19 protein-coding genes are annotated in these 17,484 nt (G+C 62.1%); all 19 read left to right on the top strand.

Going from position 1 to position 17,484, the window contains the following annotated elements; all coding sequences use genetic code 11:
• The 19 genes from GIB19_RS06370 to traF all read left to right on the top strand — a co-directional run bounded on the left by GIB19_RS06370 (position 1) and on the right by traF (position 17,387).
• Positions 1–393 carry a TrbC/VirB2 family protein gene (locus GIB19_RS06370; protein ID WP_274884385.1) on the top strand — a complete coding sequence of 131 codons (393 nt, stop codon included), beginning with the start codon at positions 1–3 and terminating at the stop codon, positions 391–393.
• Between the two features lie 3 nt (positions 394–396).
• Positions 397–708, top strand: coding sequence for a conjugal transfer protein TrbD (locus GIB19_RS06365; protein ID WP_186679215.1), 312 nt, complete (start codon positions 397–399; stop codon positions 706–708).
• Positions 705–3,263, top strand: coding sequence for a VirB4 family type IV secretion/conjugal transfer ATPase (locus GIB19_RS06360; protein WP_186679213.1), 2,559 nt, complete (start codon positions 705–707; stop codon positions 3,261–3,263). The genes GIB19_RS06365 and GIB19_RS06360 overlap by 4 nt, the downstream gene beginning before the upstream one ends.
• Positions 3,260–4,009, top strand: coding sequence for a conjugal transfer protein TrbF (locus tag GIB19_RS06355; protein WP_186679210.1), 750 nt, complete (start codon positions 3,260–3,262; stop codon positions 4,007–4,009). Before GIB19_RS06360 ends, GIB19_RS06355 begins: the two co-directional genes overlap by 4 nt.
• 10 nt (positions 4,010–4,019) lie before the next feature.
• On the top strand, positions 4,020–4,910 hold the full coding sequence (gene trbG, locus GIB19_RS06350) for a P-type conjugative transfer protein TrbG (protein WP_186679206.1): 891 nt from the start codon (positions 4,020–4,022) through the stop codon (positions 4,908–4,910).
• Between the two features lie 2 nt (positions 4,911–4,912).
• Positions 4,913–5,356: a conjugal transfer protein TrbH gene (locus GIB19_RS06345; RefSeq protein WP_274884383.1), complete on the top strand. Its 444-nt coding sequence runs from the start codon at positions 4,913–4,915 to the stop codon at positions 5,354–5,356.
• A 6-nt stretch (positions 5,357–5,362) separates the two neighbouring features.
• The gene (locus tag GIB19_RS06340) at positions 5,363–6,748 is read left to right on the top strand and encodes a TrbI/VirB10 family protein (RefSeq protein ID WP_186679190.1); all 1,386 of its coding nucleotides are present in this window, start codon (positions 5,363–5,365) and stop codon (positions 6,746–6,748) included.
• Between the two features lie 22 nt (positions 6,749–6,770).
• Positions 6,771–7,571, top strand: a complete 801-nt coding sequence (trbJ, locus tag GIB19_RS06335; RefSeq protein WP_238209836.1) for a P-type conjugative transfer protein TrbJ — start codon at positions 6,771–6,773, stop codon at positions 7,569–7,571.
• A 10-nt stretch (positions 7,572–7,581) separates the two neighbouring features.
• A complete protein-coding gene (gene trbK, locus GIB19_RS06330) occupies positions 7,582–7,827 on the top strand; it encodes an entry exclusion lipoprotein TrbK (protein WP_186679188.1) in 246 nt (81 codons plus the stop codon).
• Between the two features lie 15 nt (positions 7,828–7,842).
• Positions 7,843–9,606 (top strand): P-type conjugative transfer protein TrbL, encoded by a 1,764-nt coding sequence (gene trbL, locus GIB19_RS06325; protein WP_274884379.1) that lies wholly within the window; start codon positions 7,843–7,845, stop codon positions 9,604–9,606.
• Positions 9,607–9,619: 13 nt separating this feature from the next.
• Positions 9,620–9,922 (top strand): TrbM/KikA/MpfK family conjugal transfer protein, encoded by a 303-nt coding sequence (locus tag GIB19_RS06320; RefSeq protein ID WP_274884378.1) that lies wholly within the window; start codon positions 9,620–9,622, stop codon positions 9,920–9,922.
• 11 nt (positions 9,923–9,933) lie between these two features.
• A complete protein-coding gene (locus GIB19_RS06315) occupies positions 9,934–10,539 on the top strand; it encodes a muramidase (protein ID WP_265967467.1) in 606 nt (201 codons plus the stop codon).
• A 77-nt stretch (positions 10,540–10,616) separates the two neighbouring features.
• Positions 10,617–11,252 carry a hypothetical protein gene (locus tag GIB19_RS06310; protein WP_274884376.1) on the top strand — a complete coding sequence of 212 codons (636 nt, stop codon included), beginning with the start codon at positions 10,617–10,619 and terminating at the stop codon, positions 11,250–11,252.
• Between the two features lie 201 nt (positions 11,253–11,453).
• Entirely contained in the window at positions 11,454–11,960 is a 507-nt protein-coding gene (locus tag GIB19_RS06305) for a hypothetical protein (protein ID WP_274884374.1), read from the top strand.
• Between the two features lie 60 nt (positions 11,961–12,020).
• Complete coding sequence (locus tag GIB19_RS06300) at positions 12,021–13,715, top strand: phospholipase effector Tle1 domain-containing protein (protein WP_265967464.1); 1,695 nt, start codon at positions 12,021–12,023, stop codon at positions 13,713–13,715.
• A 5-nt stretch (positions 13,716–13,720) separates the two neighbouring features.
• On the top strand, positions 13,721–14,431 hold the full coding sequence (locus GIB19_RS06295; RefSeq protein WP_274884373.1) for a TraX family protein: 711 nt from the start codon (positions 13,721–13,723) through the stop codon (positions 14,429–14,431).
• A gap of 11 nt (positions 14,432–14,442) precedes the next feature.
• Positions 14,443–14,982: an IncP plasmid survival protein KfrC family protein gene (locus GIB19_RS06290; RefSeq protein WP_186679173.1), complete on the top strand. Its 540-nt coding sequence runs from the start codon at positions 14,443–14,445 to the stop codon at positions 14,980–14,982.
• A gap of 45 nt (positions 14,983–15,027) precedes the next feature.
• The gene (locus tag GIB19_RS06285) at positions 15,028–16,851 is read left to right on the top strand and encodes a type IV secretory system conjugative DNA transfer family protein (RefSeq protein ID WP_274884368.1); all 1,824 of its coding nucleotides are present in this window, start codon (positions 15,028–15,030) and stop codon (positions 16,849–16,851) included.
• On the top strand, positions 16,848–17,387 hold the full coding sequence (gene traF, locus GIB19_RS06280; RefSeq protein WP_274884366.1) for a conjugative transfer signal peptidase TraF: 540 nt from the start codon (positions 16,848–16,850) through the stop codon (positions 17,385–17,387). Before GIB19_RS06285 ends, traF begins: the two co-directional genes overlap by 4 nt.
• Positions 17,388–17,484 lie beyond the last annotated feature (97 nt).

Below are 17,484 nucleotides of genomic sequence, written 5' to 3'. Positions count from 1 at the left end.
ATGCACGCCAACACTTCGCTGTTCCGTTTCAATACCCAAACGTTTGGCTACCTGGCCTTCAGCTTCCTGCTGCTGGCAGTGATGGTTGCGCCGGAGAATGCCTTTGCGGCTGGCACCGGCGGCGGTTTGCCCTATGAAAGCTGGCTGGAAAACCTGCGTAAATCGGTGACCGGTCCGGTAGCGTTTGCCCTGTCGATCATTGGCATCGTGGTAGCCGGTGGTGTGCTGATCTTCGGCGGCGACCTCAACGGTTTCTTCCGTAGCCTGATCTTCCTCGTGCTGGTAATGGCGCTGATCGTGGGTGCCAACAACATCATGCAGAGCTTCTTCACCTCCAGCGCCGAGCTGGCACAGCTGCTGCCTCAGCACAGCCTGGTACAGGGTCAGGTCTGAAGTATGGCACTGCGCACGATTCCCATCCGGCGGGCCGGCAACCGGGACAACCTGTTCATGGGCGGGGATCGCGAGCTGGTGATGTTCTCCGGGTTGCTCGCCTTCGCGCTGATTTTCAGCGCCCAGGAAGTACGGGCAACCGTGGTGGGCCTGGTGCTCTGGTTCGGCTCGCTGTTCGTCTTCCGCGTAATGGCCAAGTCCGACTCCAAAATGCGCCACGTCTACCTTCGTCACCGCCGCTACAAGCCTTACTACCCGGCGCGTAGCACACCGTTCAGGGACAATCCTCCAAGTCAGGGAAGTCAATACAAATGATCGAAGGTATTGCGTACGCCATCGCAGCCCTCGGTGCTCTGCTGGTGCTGCTGCTGATCCAGCGTCTGCTGCAGGTGGATGCGGAGCTCAAGCTGAAGAAGCACCGTTCGACAGAGGCCGGGTTGTCCGACCTGCTGAACCACGCGGCGATGGTCGACGACGGGGTGATCGTGGGCAAGAACGGCGCCTTTATGGCCGCCTGGCTTTACCGGGGTGACGACAACGCCAGCAGCACCGACGCCCAGCGTGAACTGGTTTCGCTGCGGATCAACCAGGCCTTGGCTGGCTTGGGCAACGGTTGGATGATCCACGTGGATGCGGTTCGCCGCCCGGCGGCGAACTACTCCGCCCAAGGCGTCTCACACTTCGCTGACAGCCTGACCGAAGCCATGGACGAAGAGCGCCGCGCCTACTTCGAGTCGTTGGGGACCATGTACGAAGGCTACTTCGTGCTGAGCCTCACCTATTTCCCGCCGATGCTGGCCCAGCAGAAGTTCGTCGAACTGATGTTCGACGACGACACCGCGCCACCGGACGCCAAGCTGCGCACGCGCAACTTGATCGAGCAATTCAAGCGCGACTGCTTGAGCGTCGAGGGCAGCCTGGCCGCAGTGCTCAAGCTGACCCGCCTGAAGGGTAACCGTCAAATCACCGAGGAAGGCGCGCACATCACCCATGACGACTTGCTCAGCTGGGTGCAGTTCTGTGTCACCGGCGTGAGCCAGCCCGTCTTGCTGCCGAGCAACCCGATGTACCTGGATGCTGTCATCGGTGGCAAGGAGCTCTGGGGCGGCGTGGTGCCGAAGATCGGCCGCAACTTCATTCAGGTGGTGGCCATCGAAGGGTTCCCGCTGGAGTCGGCACCCGGCATTCTCTCGGCGCTGGCCGAGTTGCCCTGCGAGTACCGGTGGTCCAGCCGCTTTATTTTCATGGATACCCATGAAGCGGTGCAGCACCTGGAAAAGTACCGCAAGAAGTGGAAGCAGAAAGTCCGTGGCTTCTTCGACCAGGTATTCAACACCAACAACAGCAACATCGACCAGGATGCCCTGGCCATGGTGCAGGACGCGGCCGATGCCATCGCCGAGGTCAACAGCGGCCTGGTTGCACAGGGTTACTACACCAGCGTGGTGGTACTCATGGGCGAAGACCGTGTGCGTGTCGAAGAGTCTGCACGTAGTGTCGAGAAGGCCATCGAGCGCCTGGGCTTCGCCGCCCGCATCGAGACCATCAACACCCTCGACGCCTACCTGGGCAGCCTGCCGGGCCACGGCGTAGAGAACGTGCGTCGCCCGCTGATCAACACCTTGAACCTGGCCGACCTGCTGCCCACCAGCAGCATCTGGACCGGCAGCGCCGATGCGCCCTGCCCGCTCTACCCGCCGCTGTCGCCAGCCTTGATGCATTGCGTGACCAGTGGTGCCACGCCATTCCGCCTGAATCTGCATGTACGCGATCTGGGGCATACCTTCATGTTCGGCCCGACCGGTGCGGGCAAGTCGACCCACCTGGCGCTGATCGCCGCACAACTGCGCCGCTATCGGGGCATGTCGATCTTCGCCTTCGACAAGGGCATGTCGATGTACCCGCTGGCGGCCGGTATTCGCGCCGAAAGCAATGGCCGCTCCGGGCGCCACTTCACCGTGGCGGCAGACGACGAACAGTTGGCCTTCTGCCCGTTGCAGTTCCTCGAAACCAAAGGTGATCGCGCCTGGGCGATGGAGTGGCTGGATACCGTGCTGGCGCTCAATGGCCTTGAAACCACTGCCGCGCAGCGCAACGAAATTGGCCACGCGGTAATGACCATGTTCCGCGACGGCTCCCGCACCCTGTCTGAGTTCTGCATCATCGTGCAGGACGAAGCCGTGCGCGAGACCCTGCGCCAGTACACGGTCGACGGCACCATGGGGCACTTGCTCGATGCCGAGGAAGATGGCCTGTCGCTCTCCGACTTCACCGTGTTCGAGATCGAAGAGCTGATGAACCTGGGCGACAAGTACGCCCTGCCGGTACTGCTGTATCTGTTCCGCCGCATCGAATGCGCGCTCAAAGGCCAGCCGGCGGTGATCATCCTCGACGAAGCCTGGCTGATGCTCGGCCACCCGGTCTTCCGCGAGAAGATCCGTGAGTGGCTCAAGGTACTGCGTAAGGCCAACTGCCTGGTGCTGATGGCCACCCAGAGCCTGTCGGACGCGGCGAACTCGGGGATTCTCGACGTCATCGTCGAGTCCACCGCTACCAAGATCTTCCTGCCCAATGTCTATGCCCGCGACGAGGACACCGCTGCCCTTTATCGCCGCATGGGCCTCAACGCCCGGCAGATCGAGATTTTGGCCACCGCTATTCCCAAGCGCCAGTACTACTACGTGTCGGAAAACGGCCGACGCCTTTACGACCTGGCGCTGGGCCCACTGGCCCTGGCTTTCGTCGGCTCTTCCGACAAAGAGTCCGTGGCTGCCATCAAGCGCCTGGAAGCCAAATATGGCAATGCCTGGGTGGCGGAATGGCTGGCTGCCAGGGGCCTGAGACTGAATGATTATGGAGTCGCCGCATGAACCTCGCAGACAGCATCAAGGGACTCATTTTCAAGCGTCCCGCCAATGCTACCGCCAAAGCAGAGACGCCCCAGGGCGCCGTCCTCGACAACCCGTACCTGACGGCCCGCCGCACCTGGAATGACCATGTCGGCAGCTTGGTGACCTCCCGCCAGTCCTGGCAGGTGGTGGGTATCCTCTCGATGATGGTCGCCCTCGCCGGTGTCGGCGGCATCATTCACATCGGCAGCCAGTCGAAGTTCGTGCCCTACGTGGTGGAGGTCGACAAGCTTGGCCAGCCAATGGCTGTAGCGCCTGCGCAGGTCGCGGTGCCGGTCGACCTGCGGGTCATCAAGTCGCAGATAGCGTCCTTTATCGCCGATGCGCGCACGGTCACCCCCGACGTCGCACTGCTGCGCAAGTCCATTTTCCGGCTATACGCCCTGCTTGGGCCGAATGACCCGGCGACCCAGAAGATGAACGAGTGGCTCAACGGCAGCAAGGAGGCCAGCCCGTTCGTACGTGCCGCCGAAGAAACCGTCAGTGTCGATATCCGTTCGGTCATGCAGCAGACCCCGGAGACCTGGCAGGTGGATTGGGAAGAAGTCACCCGTGACCGCCAGGGCATGCTCAAGGGCAAGGCCACCTGGCGCGCCCTGGTCACCACCTACACCGCCGAACCCACTACCCAGACCAGCGAGGAGCAAGTACGGATGAACCCGATCGGGACCTACGTCCGTGACTTCTCTTGGTCCAAGCAACTCTGAAGGATCGACCATGAACCGTTACCTTTGCGCCATGCTCGCGGCGGCTTTGCCCGCGTTCGCGCAGGCTGCGCCGGGCACCAGCGCCGCCGATCTGTACTTTTCCGATGCCAACCCGACCCTGACCGCGCAGGAGAAGGCCGCACTGGCGATTTCCCAGCGCTGGCAGCAGGCCAGTGCCACCGGCATCAAGCCAGTGGATGGCGGTGACGGCACCGCACGTTTCATTTTCGGCGCCCAGCAGCCGAGCATCGTCTGCGCCGTGCTGCAGGTCTGCGACATCGCTTTGCAGGCGGGTGAGCAGGTCAACTCGATCAACCTCGGCGACACCGCGCGCTGGACAGTCGAGCCGGCGATTACCGGCGTGGGCGAGAGCGAAGTCCAGCACCTGATCATCAAACCGATGGATGTGGGCCTGGAGACCTCGTTGGTGGTCACCACCAACCGCCGCACCTACCACTTCAAGCTGCGTTCGCACCGTACCGAGTACATGCCGCAAGTCGCCTTCACCTACCCGGAAGAAGCGCTGGCGAAGTGGAACCTGATCAAGAACCGCGAAACCACCGAGCGCCGCAAGGCGACCATCCCGGAGACCGGCGAGTACCTGGGCAACCTGAACTTCGACTACAGCGTCAGCGGTGAAACCTCCTGGAAGCCGGTGCGTGTGTACAACGACGGCAGCAAGACCATCATCCAGATGCCACGCACCATGGGCCAGACCGAAGCGCCGGCCCTGGTGGTCGTGCGCAAGGACGGTGGCTGGTTCAAGGATGATGAGACCGTGATGGTCAACTACCGGGTTCAGGGCGACCGCTACATCGTCGACACCGTATTCGACAAGGCCATCCTGATTGCTGGCGTCGGCAAGTCGCAGGACCGCGTCACCATCCAGAGGGGTAAATAACGATGCGCGCATGGATCGCACCCTTCGTTTGCCTGTGGCTGGCGGGTTGTGCTCACGGGCCCTACGGCAACTTCGCCGACCGAACCACGCCGGCGATCAATCAGCAGCTGGCGAGCGCCACCGCGCGCCAACTGGCAGTCGTGCACGCGCCGGCCAGCACGCGCTTGCGTATCGCCCAGCAAACCACTGACGGCTACGGCGTATCCTTGGTCAGCGCATTGCGCGCCTCCGGTTTCTCGGTACAGGAATTTGACCCTAAGGCTCAGCCGGTACCCGCAACGGCGCGTGCGGCTGCGCCGCTGCAGGTCAACTACATCGTCGATGCGCCCAAGGACAGCGACCTCTATCGGGTCACCCTGCTGGTCGGGCGTGAGTCCTTGAGCCGTGTTTACGCGGTGCAGAACGGCCAGGTGCTGGCCGCCGGGGCCTGGGTACGCAAGGAGTGACGTGTGATGAGTAGCAAGAACGATGTCATGTCGCCGGACGCATCGCCCGGCAAACTGCATCGCAACAGCGGTGTGCGTCGGGTCAACAACTGGCCGATTTATCTGATTGGCGCCGCCGCCATGGTGTTTCTGCTGATCATGCTGCTGGTGGCGGCCGATCGTGCCGAAGAGCAGGACAAGCCTGAGGAAAAGAAAGCGGAAAAAGCCGGCAACAGCAGCATGTTTGCCCAGCAGATCAATGGCATGGACCAAGATGGGATCATCCCCAGCAAAGTTGAGCCGCCGGCCATGCCGACTCTGGACGACACGCCCGCACCGCAGCCCGCCAGCTTGCAGGTGGTACGCCCGAGCAACCTCGATGCCCCCCCTATGCCGCCGCGCGAGATGCCGCCGAGCGTCAACGGTGAAGAACTGGAACGCATCCGCCAAATGAAGATGCAGCAGTTCCAGGAGGCCGTCCGGGCGCAGAGTACCGTCCGGGTAGAGGCCCCGCGCAGCGCTGGCTCAAGCCTCGGCGCTGCCGGCGCCCCGTCCAGCCAGCAGGACGCCTTGGCCCGCATCGCTGCCGCACGCCAGCGTATGCAAGAGGCCTCGCGCAGTGACCCGACCGCAGCCTACAAGGCGCGCATGGCCGAGTTGAAGGCGATCAGCTCAGGCGGGGGCGGTGGCGGCGGTGCGCAGGGCGATTCGCCGTTCCTGGTGCAAGCCGCCAGCAACGCTGGCAAGGACTACAACCAGTTCGGCACCACGGAGAACAGCGACCGCTGGAAGATGGACGTGACCATGGAATCACCCCGTAGCCCTTACGAGCTGCGCGCGGGCTACGTGATCCCTGCCACGATGATTGCCGGTATCAACTCCGAGTTGCCTGGGCAGATCATCGCTCAGGTCGCGCAGGCTGTGTACGACACCGCTACCGGCAAGCACTTGCTGTTGCCACAGGGCTCGCGCCTGGTCGGTTCCTACTCCAGCAGCGTGGCCTATGGCCAGTCGCGGGTACTGGTCGCCTGGCAGCGCATCATCTTCCCGGATGGCAAGGCGATGGACATCGGTTCGATGCCGGGTAGCGACAGCGCCGGCTATTCCGGCTTCAACGATCAGGTCAACAACCACTATGTACGGATCTTTGGCTCGGCCTTGTTGATGTCCGGCATCGTCGCCGGCATCAGCCTCAGCCAGGACCGTGCCAGCAGTGACAGCAGTGACCGTGAGACCGCCAGCAGCGCCATGAGCGAGGCGCTCGGCCAGCAGTTGGGCGAGGTGACCGCGCAGATGATTTCGAAGAACCTGAACATCGCGCCAACCCTCGAAATCCGTCCGGGCTATCGCTTCAACGTGATGGTGACCAAGGACCTGACGTTCTCGAAGCCTTACCAGTCCTTCGATTACTGAACCATTTGCCAAGGAGAGCAACATGAAGCACACGGCCTTGTTGAAACCCACCATTGCGCTGCTGGCCGGTCTGGGGTTCACCCTGCAGGCGCATGCCGGTATCCCTGTTGTGGACGGGATACACGCGGGCATCAGCCAGCTGGGGGTAGCCGAGAACATTGCCCAGACGGCCAAGCAGATCCAAGAATACAAAACACAGATCGAGCAGTACACGACCCAGGCGTTGCAGTACAAGAAGCAGCTCGACCAGTACGAGAATATGTTGAAGAACACGGCGGCACCGGCTGCCTATATCTGGGACCAGGCCAATTCGACCATCAACAAGTTGATGGAAGCCCAGAGCATGATCAATTACTACACGACTCAGGCGGGGAGCCTTGATTCGTACCTGAGCAAGTACCGCGACACCAGTTACTACAAAAGCTCACCCTGCTTCGGCCTCGGCACCTGCACCGAGGAGGACCAGGCGGAGCTCGCCGAGCATGAAGCAATGGCCTCCGAATCGCAAAAAACGGCTAACGACGCGTTGTTCAAAAGCATCAAGCAGCAACAAGAGAACTTGCAGGCCGATTCCAGGCAGCTGGAGCGTCTTCAGCAAGCGGCCAGCACGGCAGATGGCCAGGTCAAGGCGATTCAGTATGCCAACCAGTTGGCCAGTCAACAGACCAACCAACTACTGCAGTTGCGCAGCCTGATGCTGGCTGAGCAGTCTGCGACTGCCAACCGCGCGGCGGCTGAGTTGGATGAAAAGGCCCGCGGTGAGGCCCAGGCAAGACGCGTCACGACGTGGGAATACGAAAAAAGCCCTGAAGGCAAATACTGAGGAAAGCACCATGAAGAGCAAAATTCTGCAACTCGCCATCGCCGTGGGCGTGCTGTTCAACCTGGCCGGTTGTTCCGAGGAAAAAGTCCCTGAGCCAACGGCCGAAAACTGCGCCAAAGGCACCTATGAAAAGAACCTGTCGAGCCTCTCTAAAGAGGCCAATCGAAACGAATTCATCGACGGGTGCAGAAGCTTCAACGCGGCGCAGGAAATGACCGAGTGGAAGTTTGAGAAAAGCCCGGAAGGCAAATACTAAGGTGGGATTACGCACATGATTGGCACGCGTCGGGAACTGTTCCTGAGTGTACTGCTGGTTGCTGTTTGCCTCGCAACTCCGACGCTTGCCCATGCGGCGACAGGGCAGTTAGGCAGCTCAGGTGTCATGGATGAGGTGCTTGAGAGGTTCCATAGCGCCACCAGCACCTGGTTGCCAGCGATCCAAGGCGCTGCAACGCGGCTGTTCTTTGCCCTGGCGTCCATCTCCATGGTCTGGACGTTCGGCATGTTGCTGATGAAAAAAGCCGACATCGGCGAGTTCTTTTCCGAACTCATCCGTTTCATGGTGGTGTTTGGGTTGTATTGGTGGTTGCTGCAGAACGCGATGGGCGGGCTGAAAATCGCCGACAGCATCGTCAAGTCGATGAGCCAACTCGGCGCCACTGCGGGGCACATCGGCAATACCGAGCTGAAGCCGTCCTCCATCGTCGACCTTGGGTTCGAGCTTTATGACAAGACCGTCAAGGCAACCAGCAAACTGAGCTGGCACCAAATGGGCCGCCAGCTGACGATGGAGTTCATGGCCATTGGTATTTTGCTGGTGCTGGCCATCGTGTCTATCAACCTGCTGGTGCTGTTGGCATCAAGCTGGTTCCTGCTGTACGCGGGGGTGTTCTTCTTGGGCTTTGGCGGCTCACGCTGGACGTCTGATATGGCGCTTAACTACTTCCGCGCAGTACTGGGGCTTGGCGCGCAACTGTTCGCCATGGTGCTGTTGGTTGCGATTGGCAAGAGCTTTATCCAGACCTTTGCCGCCCGTATCAGTGACAAAGTTGCCGTGCAGGAACTCGCGGTCATGATGGTGACCTCGGTGCTGCTGTTGATACTGGTGAACAAGATACCGCCGATGATTGCAGCCCTGGTGGGCGGCGCCGGAAGTGCTTCTACCGGCATCGGCAACTTCAGTGCTGGCGCCGTGGTGGGGGCTGCAACCACCGCTGCGTCGATGATGGGCAAGAGCGCCTCGGCGATGATGACGGGTGGGGCGAACCTGATGGGCGCCGCGCAGGCCTTGCATTCCGCTTTCAAGGGCGCGCAGTCGACGGCCTCCGCCGGTGGGGATATCGCGTCGCGTATGACGGGGATGCTGGGGTCACCCAGTAGCTCAAGTGGAGGGAGCACTGGCGGCGGCAGCTCCAACGGCGGTGCCAGCCCGCTCGGCTCGGTAATGGGCTTGGCCTCCTCGGCATCTTCGGCCTCATCAGGCCTTGCCCAGGCGGCCTCGTCTGCGGGAGGCGAATCGTCCTCTCGGGGTGGATCCTCTGAATCATCGTCAGGTGCTGAATCATCCGGCGCATCTTCCGGTGGCGGTTCGTCCGAGGGGGCATCCGGCGCATCCGGCGCATCTGGCGCGGGTGGGGCATCAGAGTCATCTTCAGCAGGGGGCTCCGGCTCTGGCGCTGCAGAGGCGGCATCAGCCGGCGGCGGCGGATCTGCCGAGGGCAGTTCGGGTTCACAGGGTGGCACGGGTGTCACCGGTGGCAAGGGTGGCGCTGCAGAGGGGGGCAGCAACGCAGCCTCCAGCAAGATGGCATCAGCAGGCCGCGTAGCCCTGCAAATGGGCGCCAACCTGGCCTCTGGCGTGGGGCGGGTTGCGCAGTCCCGCATCGACAAGTCGCTTGCCGGGCGCATTGCCAATGAAATCTCCGACCCCGGTTCCAGCAGCCGTTCGAACCTGGACACTCGATCGCCCAGCCGTGACTTCGAACCCGATGCTGAAGTGAAAAACTTCAGCGAAAGCAAACAGGACAGGACTTGAACAAGGAGTGCTCATGAAAATTGCAAAAGTTCTCCCAGCCGCCGTGCTGGCCGCCAGTTTCGCCGTCGCCCTGCCCGCCCAGGCCAAAGACCCCTGCGCCACTGTGCTGTGCATGTGGGGCAAGCTCAAGGGGGCGGGTGTGGTCGATAACTGCAGTGGCCCGGTCAATGACTACTTCAGCATCGTCAAAAAGAAGAAGGGCAAGATCAAGCTGAGCCAGACCTCGGACGCTCGCCAGTCCTTCCTCGACAAATGCGAGGCCGCCGACTCGGGAAAGACCAAGTCGATCAATAACAAGTTCGGCAAGGTCATCTGAGGCGCGCCACGATGCCATTCGTCGCTGACGTTCCGCCCCCGGCCCTGAGCGAACCCATCGCCTGCTCGATCATGGCGGCGGTCAAATACGAGCTGCCGGTGAACATCGTCCTGGCTGTGTCCGGCCAGGAAGGTGGCAAGCCTGGCCAGTGGGTGCGCAACCACAATGGCACCTACGACGTGGGCCCCATGCAGTTCAACACCGCCTACCTGCGCGAGCTCTCGCGCTACGGCATCACCCCTGAGGATGTCGAGCAAGGCGGCTGCTACTCCTACGAGCTGGCCGCCTGGCGCATCCGTGGCCACGTGCGCAATGACCGCGGCGACTTGTGGACGCGGGTGGCGAATTACCACTCGCGCACCCCCGCCATCAATGCGCGCTACCGCCAGCAGATCATGCGCCGCGCCGTCTACTGGGCCGATTGGCTGGATGCCCGCTTTGCCACGCAGCAGGTGGCGCAGAGCGCGGTATTCTCCGGCGCACCGGCCGAGGCGTCCGTGGCAGTGGTCGACACCGCGCAGGCGGTGAAGGCGGCTGTCGTGCAGCAGCCGGTCATGCCGCAACCCGCGGGCACGTCAGCCTATGTGCCCCGGGGGCTGGTGATGGGGAGCAAATGATGGATTCGCTGGTCACAGTAGCCGCATCTCGAAACGATACAGGGACCCGCCGCGAGGCGGATGCAAGGAGAGAAAGATTGACCCTACCCACTCTCGGTATGGGCACCGCCGTTACCGACAAGGCATCGCGCCGCCCCATCCGCCCCAGCCGCCTCTGGCCGCGGCTGCGCCTTGTCGCGCTCGTACCCCTCGTGCTGGGAGCCTGCATGCTCCTGCCTGCGACCTCTTCTGAAGTTCAAGCCAAGGAGCTTTCCATGCAAGGCAATCAAGGCCAGTACCAGCCCTACACCCCAGGCATGAAACTGCCCGAAGGCGTGTTCCCGCCGATGAAGGGTTATACCCATGAGGACTTGATTGGCGCTGCTGCCCTACCCGCAGAAGCGGTGCTGAAGGCTGAGGGAATAGACCCCACCCTGATCAGGGAATCGCTCTTCGCGCTGGCCAAACACCTCAATGAGGCACTGGAGGCGCAGAACGTCGAGTATCAGATTTCGACCTGGTACCAGAAGCCTTACGACAATCCCACTGACCGCACCAAGAGTGTTGCCGCCATGGGCGAGAGCTTTGGTGCTTTGGCGATCCGTGCTGCCGGGCAGTCGCTGCGAGGGTCCCCACTCTTGAACAAGGGCGAAGCATTCTTCGAACGCTACACCCGAAGCGCCGGTGATGGTGTCCACGATCTGATCGTGACATTGAACAAGCCGAGCGCCTGAAAGCGACGTCTCGCCAACTAGGGACATGAGCAGGATGATGCCTTGGTGAACCCATCATCAGTAGCTTTGAATTGAAACAAGGAACCGTCGTATGGCGGGTGCAAGGAGAGATTGATTGAAACGACCAAACCACGCAGTCATGAGGGCTTATTGATGCGACTTCGCCTAAGCGCGCTCGTCCCTCTCGTGCTGGGAGCCTGTGTGCTCCTGCCTGCCACCTCTTCTGCAGTTCAAACCAAGGAGCTTTCCATGCAAGACAATCAAGGCCAGTACCAACCTTACACCCCTGGCATGAAACTGCCTGAAGGTGTGTTTCCTCCCATGCCGGGCTATACCCACGAGGATTTGATCGAGGCGGCGTGCAAGCGGGTCGAGGGCGTACTGAAAGCCAATGATGTCGATCCTACGCTGGCCAAAGAAACGCTCTTTGCCCTGGCCGACCATCTGAACCGTGCGTTCCAGTCGCAAAACGTCGAATACCAGATTGCAACTTGGTTCAAGAAACCCTACGACGACCCTGCTGCCCGCGCCCAAAGTGTATCTGCCATGGGCGAAACCTTTGGCTCGCTGGCCATTCGGGCTGCAGGTGACTCGCTGAAGGGCTCTCCATTGCTGCACAAGAGTGACGCGTTTCTGGGCAGCTTCATTGATGGCGCCGGTGATGGTGTGCACGATTTGATCGTGTCGCTGAACAAGCAGGGTTCCTGATACGAATTGGTTTGGAGAGGTGATCCCGCCCAAGGGGGGGATTATCCATAGGGATATGGCATGAGCGATGCTAAGCGCTTTACGGTGTACTTCGATGGCACCGGTAACAACAAAGACCTGGATGTACCTGAAGGCAAGCAGACCAACGTCGCTCGCCTATATGAACTGGATACGGCCCAGGGCACCAACCTGGCCCGTAACTCTGGGCAGCCTCCCCAGCAGTACGATGCCAATGAGCGCTCCGGGCAATCGGAAAAAATCTACTTCGATGGCGTTGGCAGCCAAGCCAACACCACGGGGCGTTCCTTGCTCGAGGGCGGTACCGGGCTGGGTGGCCAGGAGCGTATCGATCAGGCCTACGACGCTATCGTGGCCTTTCATAACAAGTACCCGGACGAAAAAGTCGACGTCAACATCGTCGGTTTCAGCCGTGGCGCGGCGCAGTCCCGTGCATTGGCCAACGAGTTCATCGAGCGCGGTGTGCCAAAGCTGGATGGTCAGGGGCAACCCACTGGCGATTTCCTGATCCCCCCCGGCGAGGCCCATGTGAATAAACTGGGCATCTTTGACACCGTCGCCTCGTATGGCAACGCGAAGTCCGATACCCATTTGGGCAAGAACCTGGAAATCGGCAAGAACGTCGACTCGACCACTCACCTGGTCGCGATGAACGAATACCGCGATACGTTCCGCCTGACCAGTGCGTTGCGCAATGACGACAACTCGCGTATCGAAGAGCTGAAATTCGCTGGCGCGCACTCGCAAGTCGGCGGCGGCTATCAAGACGACGTGCTGGCAGCAGGGCCGCTGGCAGTGATGCACGACCGCCTGCAGTCCGCTGGCATCGAGATGAAGCCGATGCAGCAGGAAGACGTGCAGCGCATCGAGCAGTACAACGACGTGGTCAAGAGCCCCGAAAAGGTCCAGGAAGCCCTGATCGATTCGCGTCTGAAGGAAGGTAACAAAGCGTTCAGTCGTGGCGAGGACGGTTCGTACCAGGCTGTAAACAACACGCCCTTCGCGATGGAACGCGGCACGTTCAACCCCTTTGATCGCCAGGCACGCCCCTTCGATCACGAGACCAATGGTCGGGGTGTCATCTTCGAGAATGATGACAGCCTTAGCCGCAGTGCACTGGTGCGCGGATTTGAGGGTGTGGGCGGCAAGATTGCGGATATCGGGCGTCAGGCGCTATCGGCGTCGGCGCAGTTCTTGGGCTTGGAAGAGCGCACGCACGCGAAGTCCGAGACCCTGGATAGCTTGAAGCAGGCACGTGCACAATTGAATGCCGCTTCGCAGGAACAGGTTGCGACACTATCCGGCGAGCTCAAGGCTTCGCGGCCCAGCACGGACTACATCGAGGGCCTGAAGCTGCAAGCCGTACCGGTTCCACAAGGGATAACGGCGGGCCCGCAGGTCGACCCCCAAGCCCAGCAACGCAGTGACTCATTCAAGTCGATGGAAGACAAAGCCCGCGGCCTGAACCCCTCAGCCAGTATCGGCGAAGCTTCAGAGAGCGGGCGCAAGGCGGTCAGCGGGATGGTCGTCGACATGGACGAGCACCACATCCTGCAGAAGGTCGGCCAGACCGATCAGTTCGTCATTCATGACCGCCGTGACGTCGACCCGAGCCGCAACTTCCAGGTAGGCAAGAGCACGGCGATTGTCCACGAGAAAGGCATCGGCGACCTGGCCCGTGATGTGGCGCCGAAGCTGGAGCTCGATACAGGGCTTTCCCAGGCCATGCGTCGGTGATTTCGATGCCGCGCCTGCAACTCGCCGACGGTACGGTAGAAGCGCTGAAGTGGCTGGCGCTGTTGCTGATGACCGGCGACCACGTGAACAAGTACCTGTTCAACGAGACCCTGCCTTACCTGTTCGAGGCAGGGCGCTTGGCGATGCCGCTGTTCGTGGTCGTGCTGGCGTACAACCTGGCGCGGCCTGGAACAGTGGAAAACGGTGCTTACCGGCGCACTGCGCTGCGCCTGTTTCTGTTCGGGGTGTTGGCGACGCCGCCGTTCATTGCCCTTGGGGGGCTGCTGTACGGCGGCTACCCGCTGAACATCCTCTTCACGTTGCTGGTGGTTACCCTGGCGACCGAGGCCTGCGACCGTGCTGCGCAAGGGCGGCCGCTGTTCTGGGGGCTGGCGTTACTGGTGGTGGTCGTGGGCGGTGCCTGGGTCGAGTTCTGGTGGCCGGCCGTGCTGTTGGGGCTGTGTGTGGGTTGGTACGTGCGGCGGCCGAACCTGCTGGCTGCCGTGGGGGCCGTGCTTGCGCTTGCGGCGTTAACGCCGATCAACGGCAATGCCTGGGCGCTGGCCGCGTTGCCGGTGCTGCTGGCCGCCCGCTGGGTCAGGCCTGACCTGCCGCGCTGGCGCTGGCTGTTCTACGCCTATTACCCGCTGCACCTGCTGGCGCTGTGGCTGATTCGCATCCCGATGGCCAAGGCTGGATACCTCTTCCTGATATGAAGCAGATGCCCATGAACGAGCCTAAACCGCCCAAGCCGCCGCTCGACGATGCCGGGCAGGCATTGGAGGCGCAGGCTCAGGCGCTGGCCGCCGAGCAGACCGCGCTGCTGGACGCCAGCCCAGTGCAAGCACGCTACAACCAGGCACTTGGCGAGTGCGTCGAGCAGAAGGCCGAGCAGGCCGGGGCCCTGGAGCAGCGCCTGGAGGCCATGCTGGACCGCCAACAGGCGCAATTGCAGCAGAACCAGGCCTCGCGCCCGGGCTGGCTGGCCCTGCCCTCCACCCGCGCCGCCTGGGAGCAGGGCAATCAGCGTTGCCAGGCGCGGCTGCAGCAACTGCAAGGCCGCCTGGAGCGGGTGCAGGAGCTGCACCACGGCATGGGCCTGTACACCCCACGCATCGAGGAGTTGGCGGTGCGCCAACTGCGCGCCGAGCAGCCAGAGCTGGTCGAGCAATGGAGCTTGCAACGTCAGGCCGAGCGCACGCTTTCTGAGGCGCAGCGGCGTACCCAGGCCCAGGACATCGGGCGTTCGCGCACAACCTCGCCATGAACCAGCACCTTCCCTATCCCATCCTTTCGTTCACGGAGCGAACCCATGAAACATAACAACGCTGTGGGCCCGCAGATCCGCGGGGGCCAGCGCAGTGGCGGCAACACGGGGCAGGCCATCCTGGCCATTTTCTGCCTGCTGGCCGGCCTGGCTACTGCCACCCAGTACTTCGCCTACCTGTTCAATAACCATGCGGCGTTGGGGGCGAACCTGAATGGCGTCTACGCCCCATGGATGATTCTGGTGTGGGCCGCCAACTGGTCCGATCAGTACCAAGACACCTTGCTGCGCGCCGGGTCCCTGGGGGTTCTGGTCAGCGGCGTCGGCATGATGGCGATGGTCGTGATCCGCATGATCAGCAGCAACAGCTCCAAGGCCAATCAGTTCCTTCATGGCTCTGCGCGTTGGGGCGAGCGCAAGGATATCGAGAGCGCCGGCCTGTTGGCTGATGATGGCGTGTACGTAGGCGCCTGGCTGGACAAGCGCAACAAGCTGCATTACCTGCGGCACAACGGCCCGGAGCACATCCTCACCTTCGCCCCGACGCGCAGCGGTAAGGGCGTTGGCCTGGTGATCCCGACGTTGCTGTCGTGGAAGCACAGCGCGGTGATCACCGACCTCAAGGGCGAACTCTGGGCGCTCACCGCTGGCTGGCGTCAGCAGCATGCCGGCAACCGGGTATTGCGTTTCGAACCGGCCACCGCCAATGGCTGCGTGGGCTGGAACCCGCTGGAAGAGATCCGCCTGGGCACCGAGTTCGAAGTGGGCGATGTGCAGAACCTGGCCACGCTGATCGTCGACCCGGACGGCAAGGGCCTCAACGACCACTGGCAGAAGACCTCCCAGGCGATGCTGGTGGGTTGCATCCTGCACCTGTGCTACCGCTCGCAGGACGAGGGCGGTGTCGCCAGCCTGCCGGCGCTGGACGCCATGCTTGCCGACCCGTCGCGGCCAATCAGCGAGCTGTGGGCGGAAATGACCCACTACGGCCACCTCGATGGCGAAAACCACCCGCTGGTGGGGTCGGCTGCACGTGACATGCTCGACCGGCCTGCCGAAGAGGCCGGCTCGGTGCTGTCGACCGCCAAATCGTACCTGTCGCTGTTCCGCGACCCGATCGTGGCGCGTAACGTGAGCCGCTCGGAGTTCAAGATCCGCGACCTGATGAACCACGACGACCCGGTCAGCCTGTTCATCATCACCCAGCCCAACGACAAGGCGCGCTTGCGCCCCTTGGTGCGCATCCTGGTGAACATGATCGTGCGCTTGCTGGCCGACAAGATGGACTTCGAGGACGGCCGGCCCAAGGCGCACTACAAGCACCGGCTGCTGATGATGCTCGACGAGTTCCCGAGCCTGGGCAAGCTGGACATCATGCAGGAGTCGCTGGCCTTCGTGGCCGGTTATGGCATCAAGTGCTACCTGATCATCCAAGATTTGTCGCAGTTGCAGGAGTTCTACGGGCAGAACGAGAGCATCACCTCCAACTGCCACATCCAGAACGCCTACCCGCCAAACCGGGTGGAAACGGCGGAACACCTGTCCAAGCTCACCGGGCAGACCACCATCGTCAAAGAGCAGGTGACCACCAGCGGGCGACGTTCCAGCGCATTGCTGGGCCAGGTGTCGCGCACTATTCAGGAAGTGCAGCGGCCGCTGCTGACCACCGACGAGGCCCTGCGCATGCCAGGCCCACGCAAGGATGGCCAGGGCAATATCCAGGAAGCCGGCGACATGGTGGTGTATTGCGCAGGCTACCCGGCGTTTTATGGCAAGCAACCGCTGTATTTCCAGGACCCGGTATTCCTGGCCCGCGCCAAGGTGCCGGCACCGCGTGAAAGCGACCGCACCATCGAGTTGCCGGCATGAAACGGCCGTTGAGCGTGGCCGCTGTCGTGGCCATTCTGGCGTTTTGCGCAGTGCCGCTGGTGCTGTGGGGTGGTGCGCGGCTTAACGTCACCAGCAGTTTTCCGCCGGGCATTTACTGGGTGGTCGACAAGGCACCGGAAAAAGGCGACCTGGTGATGTTTTGCCCGCCGCAGGAGGCTGTGTTTCAGCTAGCGCACGCGCGCGGCTACCTGGCTGGGGGAACCTGCCCTGGAGGATACATGCACCTGCTCAAGCGGCTGGTCGCGGTATCGGGTGACGACGTGCAGATCACTGCCGAGGGGGTCAGCGTCAACGGGCAGTTGCAGGTGCGTAGCCAGCCGTTGCAGCAAGACCCCAGTGGCCGCCCCATGCCGCAGCCACCGTTGGCGCACTTTCGCTTGGGCAGCGACGAGGTGCTGATGCTCTCCGATTACAGCCGCTTGTCGTTCGATGGCCGCTATTTCGGTGCCGTGCCGCAAGGGCAATTGGGCGAAGTGGTCGAGCCTTGGCTGGTGTGGCGAAAAACGCCGTTGTAACCCAGCCGCTCGATCGAGCCGTTGTAGGAGCAGCCTTGCGCTGCGAAGAGGCCGGTAGCCTGCAATCGATGTTTGGTGCGGCTAGCGGCCTCTTCGC

It is taken from the genome of Pseudomonas sp. ITEM 17296, assembly GCF_028895205.1.
Taxonomy (GTDB): domain Bacteria; phylum Pseudomonadota; class Gammaproteobacteria; order Pseudomonadales; family Pseudomonadaceae; genus Aquipseudomonas; species Aquipseudomonas kermanshahensis.
The sequence above is the reverse complement of the archived record's forward strand: the minus strand, read 5'-3'. Positions and strand labels throughout refer to the sequence as shown.

What these genes read in the sequence shown, in the direction of transcription:
- GIB19_RS06370 (WP_274884385.1), top strand. Translation starts at nt 1, where the DNA reads ATGCACGCCAACACTTCGCTGTTCCGTTTCAATACCCAAACGTTTGGC.
- GIB19_RS06365 (WP_186679215.1), top strand. Translation starts at nt 397, where the DNA reads ATGGCACTGCGCACGATTCCCATCCGGCGGGCCGGCAACCGGGACAAC.
- GIB19_RS06360 (WP_186679213.1), top strand. Translation starts at nt 705, where the DNA reads ATGATCGAAGGTATTGCGTACGCCATCGCAGCCCTCGGTGCTCTGCTG.
- GIB19_RS06355 (WP_186679210.1), top strand. Translation starts at nt 3,260, where the DNA reads ATGAACCTCGCAGACAGCATCAAGGGACTCATTTTCAAGCGTCCCGCC.
- trbG (WP_186679206.1), top strand. Translation starts at nt 4,020, where the DNA reads ATGAACCGTTACCTTTGCGCCATGCTCGCGGCGGCTTTGCCCGCGTTC.
- GIB19_RS06345 (WP_274884383.1), top strand. Translation starts at nt 4,913, where the DNA reads ATGCGCGCATGGATCGCACCCTTCGTTTGCCTGTGGCTGGCGGGTTGT.
- GIB19_RS06340 (WP_186679190.1), top strand. Translation starts at nt 5,363, where the DNA reads ATGAGTAGCAAGAACGATGTCATGTCGCCGGACGCATCGCCCGGCAAA.
- trbJ (WP_238209836.1), top strand. Translation starts at nt 6,771, where the DNA reads ATGAAGCACACGGCCTTGTTGAAACCCACCATTGCGCTGCTGGCCGGT.
- trbK (WP_186679188.1), top strand. Translation starts at nt 7,582, where the DNA reads ATGAAGAGCAAAATTCTGCAACTCGCCATCGCCGTGGGCGTGCTGTTC.
- trbL (WP_274884379.1), top strand. Translation starts at nt 7,843, where the DNA reads ATGATTGGCACGCGTCGGGAACTGTTCCTGAGTGTACTGCTGGTTGCT.
- GIB19_RS06320 (WP_274884378.1), top strand. Translation starts at nt 9,620, where the DNA reads ATGAAAATTGCAAAAGTTCTCCCAGCCGCCGTGCTGGCCGCCAGTTTC.
- GIB19_RS06315 (WP_265967467.1), top strand. Translation starts at nt 9,934, where the DNA reads ATGCCATTCGTCGCTGACGTTCCGCCCCCGGCCCTGAGCGAACCCATC.
- GIB19_RS06300 (WP_265967464.1), top strand. Translation starts at nt 12,021, where the DNA reads ATGAGCGATGCTAAGCGCTTTACGGTGTACTTCGATGGCACCGGTAAC.
- GIB19_RS06295 (WP_274884373.1), top strand. Translation starts at nt 13,721, where the DNA reads ATGCCGCGCCTGCAACTCGCCGACGGTACGGTAGAAGCGCTGAAGTGG.
- GIB19_RS06290 (WP_186679173.1), top strand. Translation starts at nt 14,443, where the DNA reads ATGAACGAGCCTAAACCGCCCAAGCCGCCGCTCGACGATGCCGGGCAG.
- GIB19_RS06285 (WP_274884368.1), top strand. Translation starts at nt 15,028, where the DNA reads ATGAAACATAACAACGCTGTGGGCCCGCAGATCCGCGGGGGCCAGCGC.
- traF (WP_274884366.1), top strand. Translation starts at nt 16,848, where the DNA reads ATGAAACGGCCGTTGAGCGTGGCCGCTGTCGTGGCCATTCTGGCGTTT.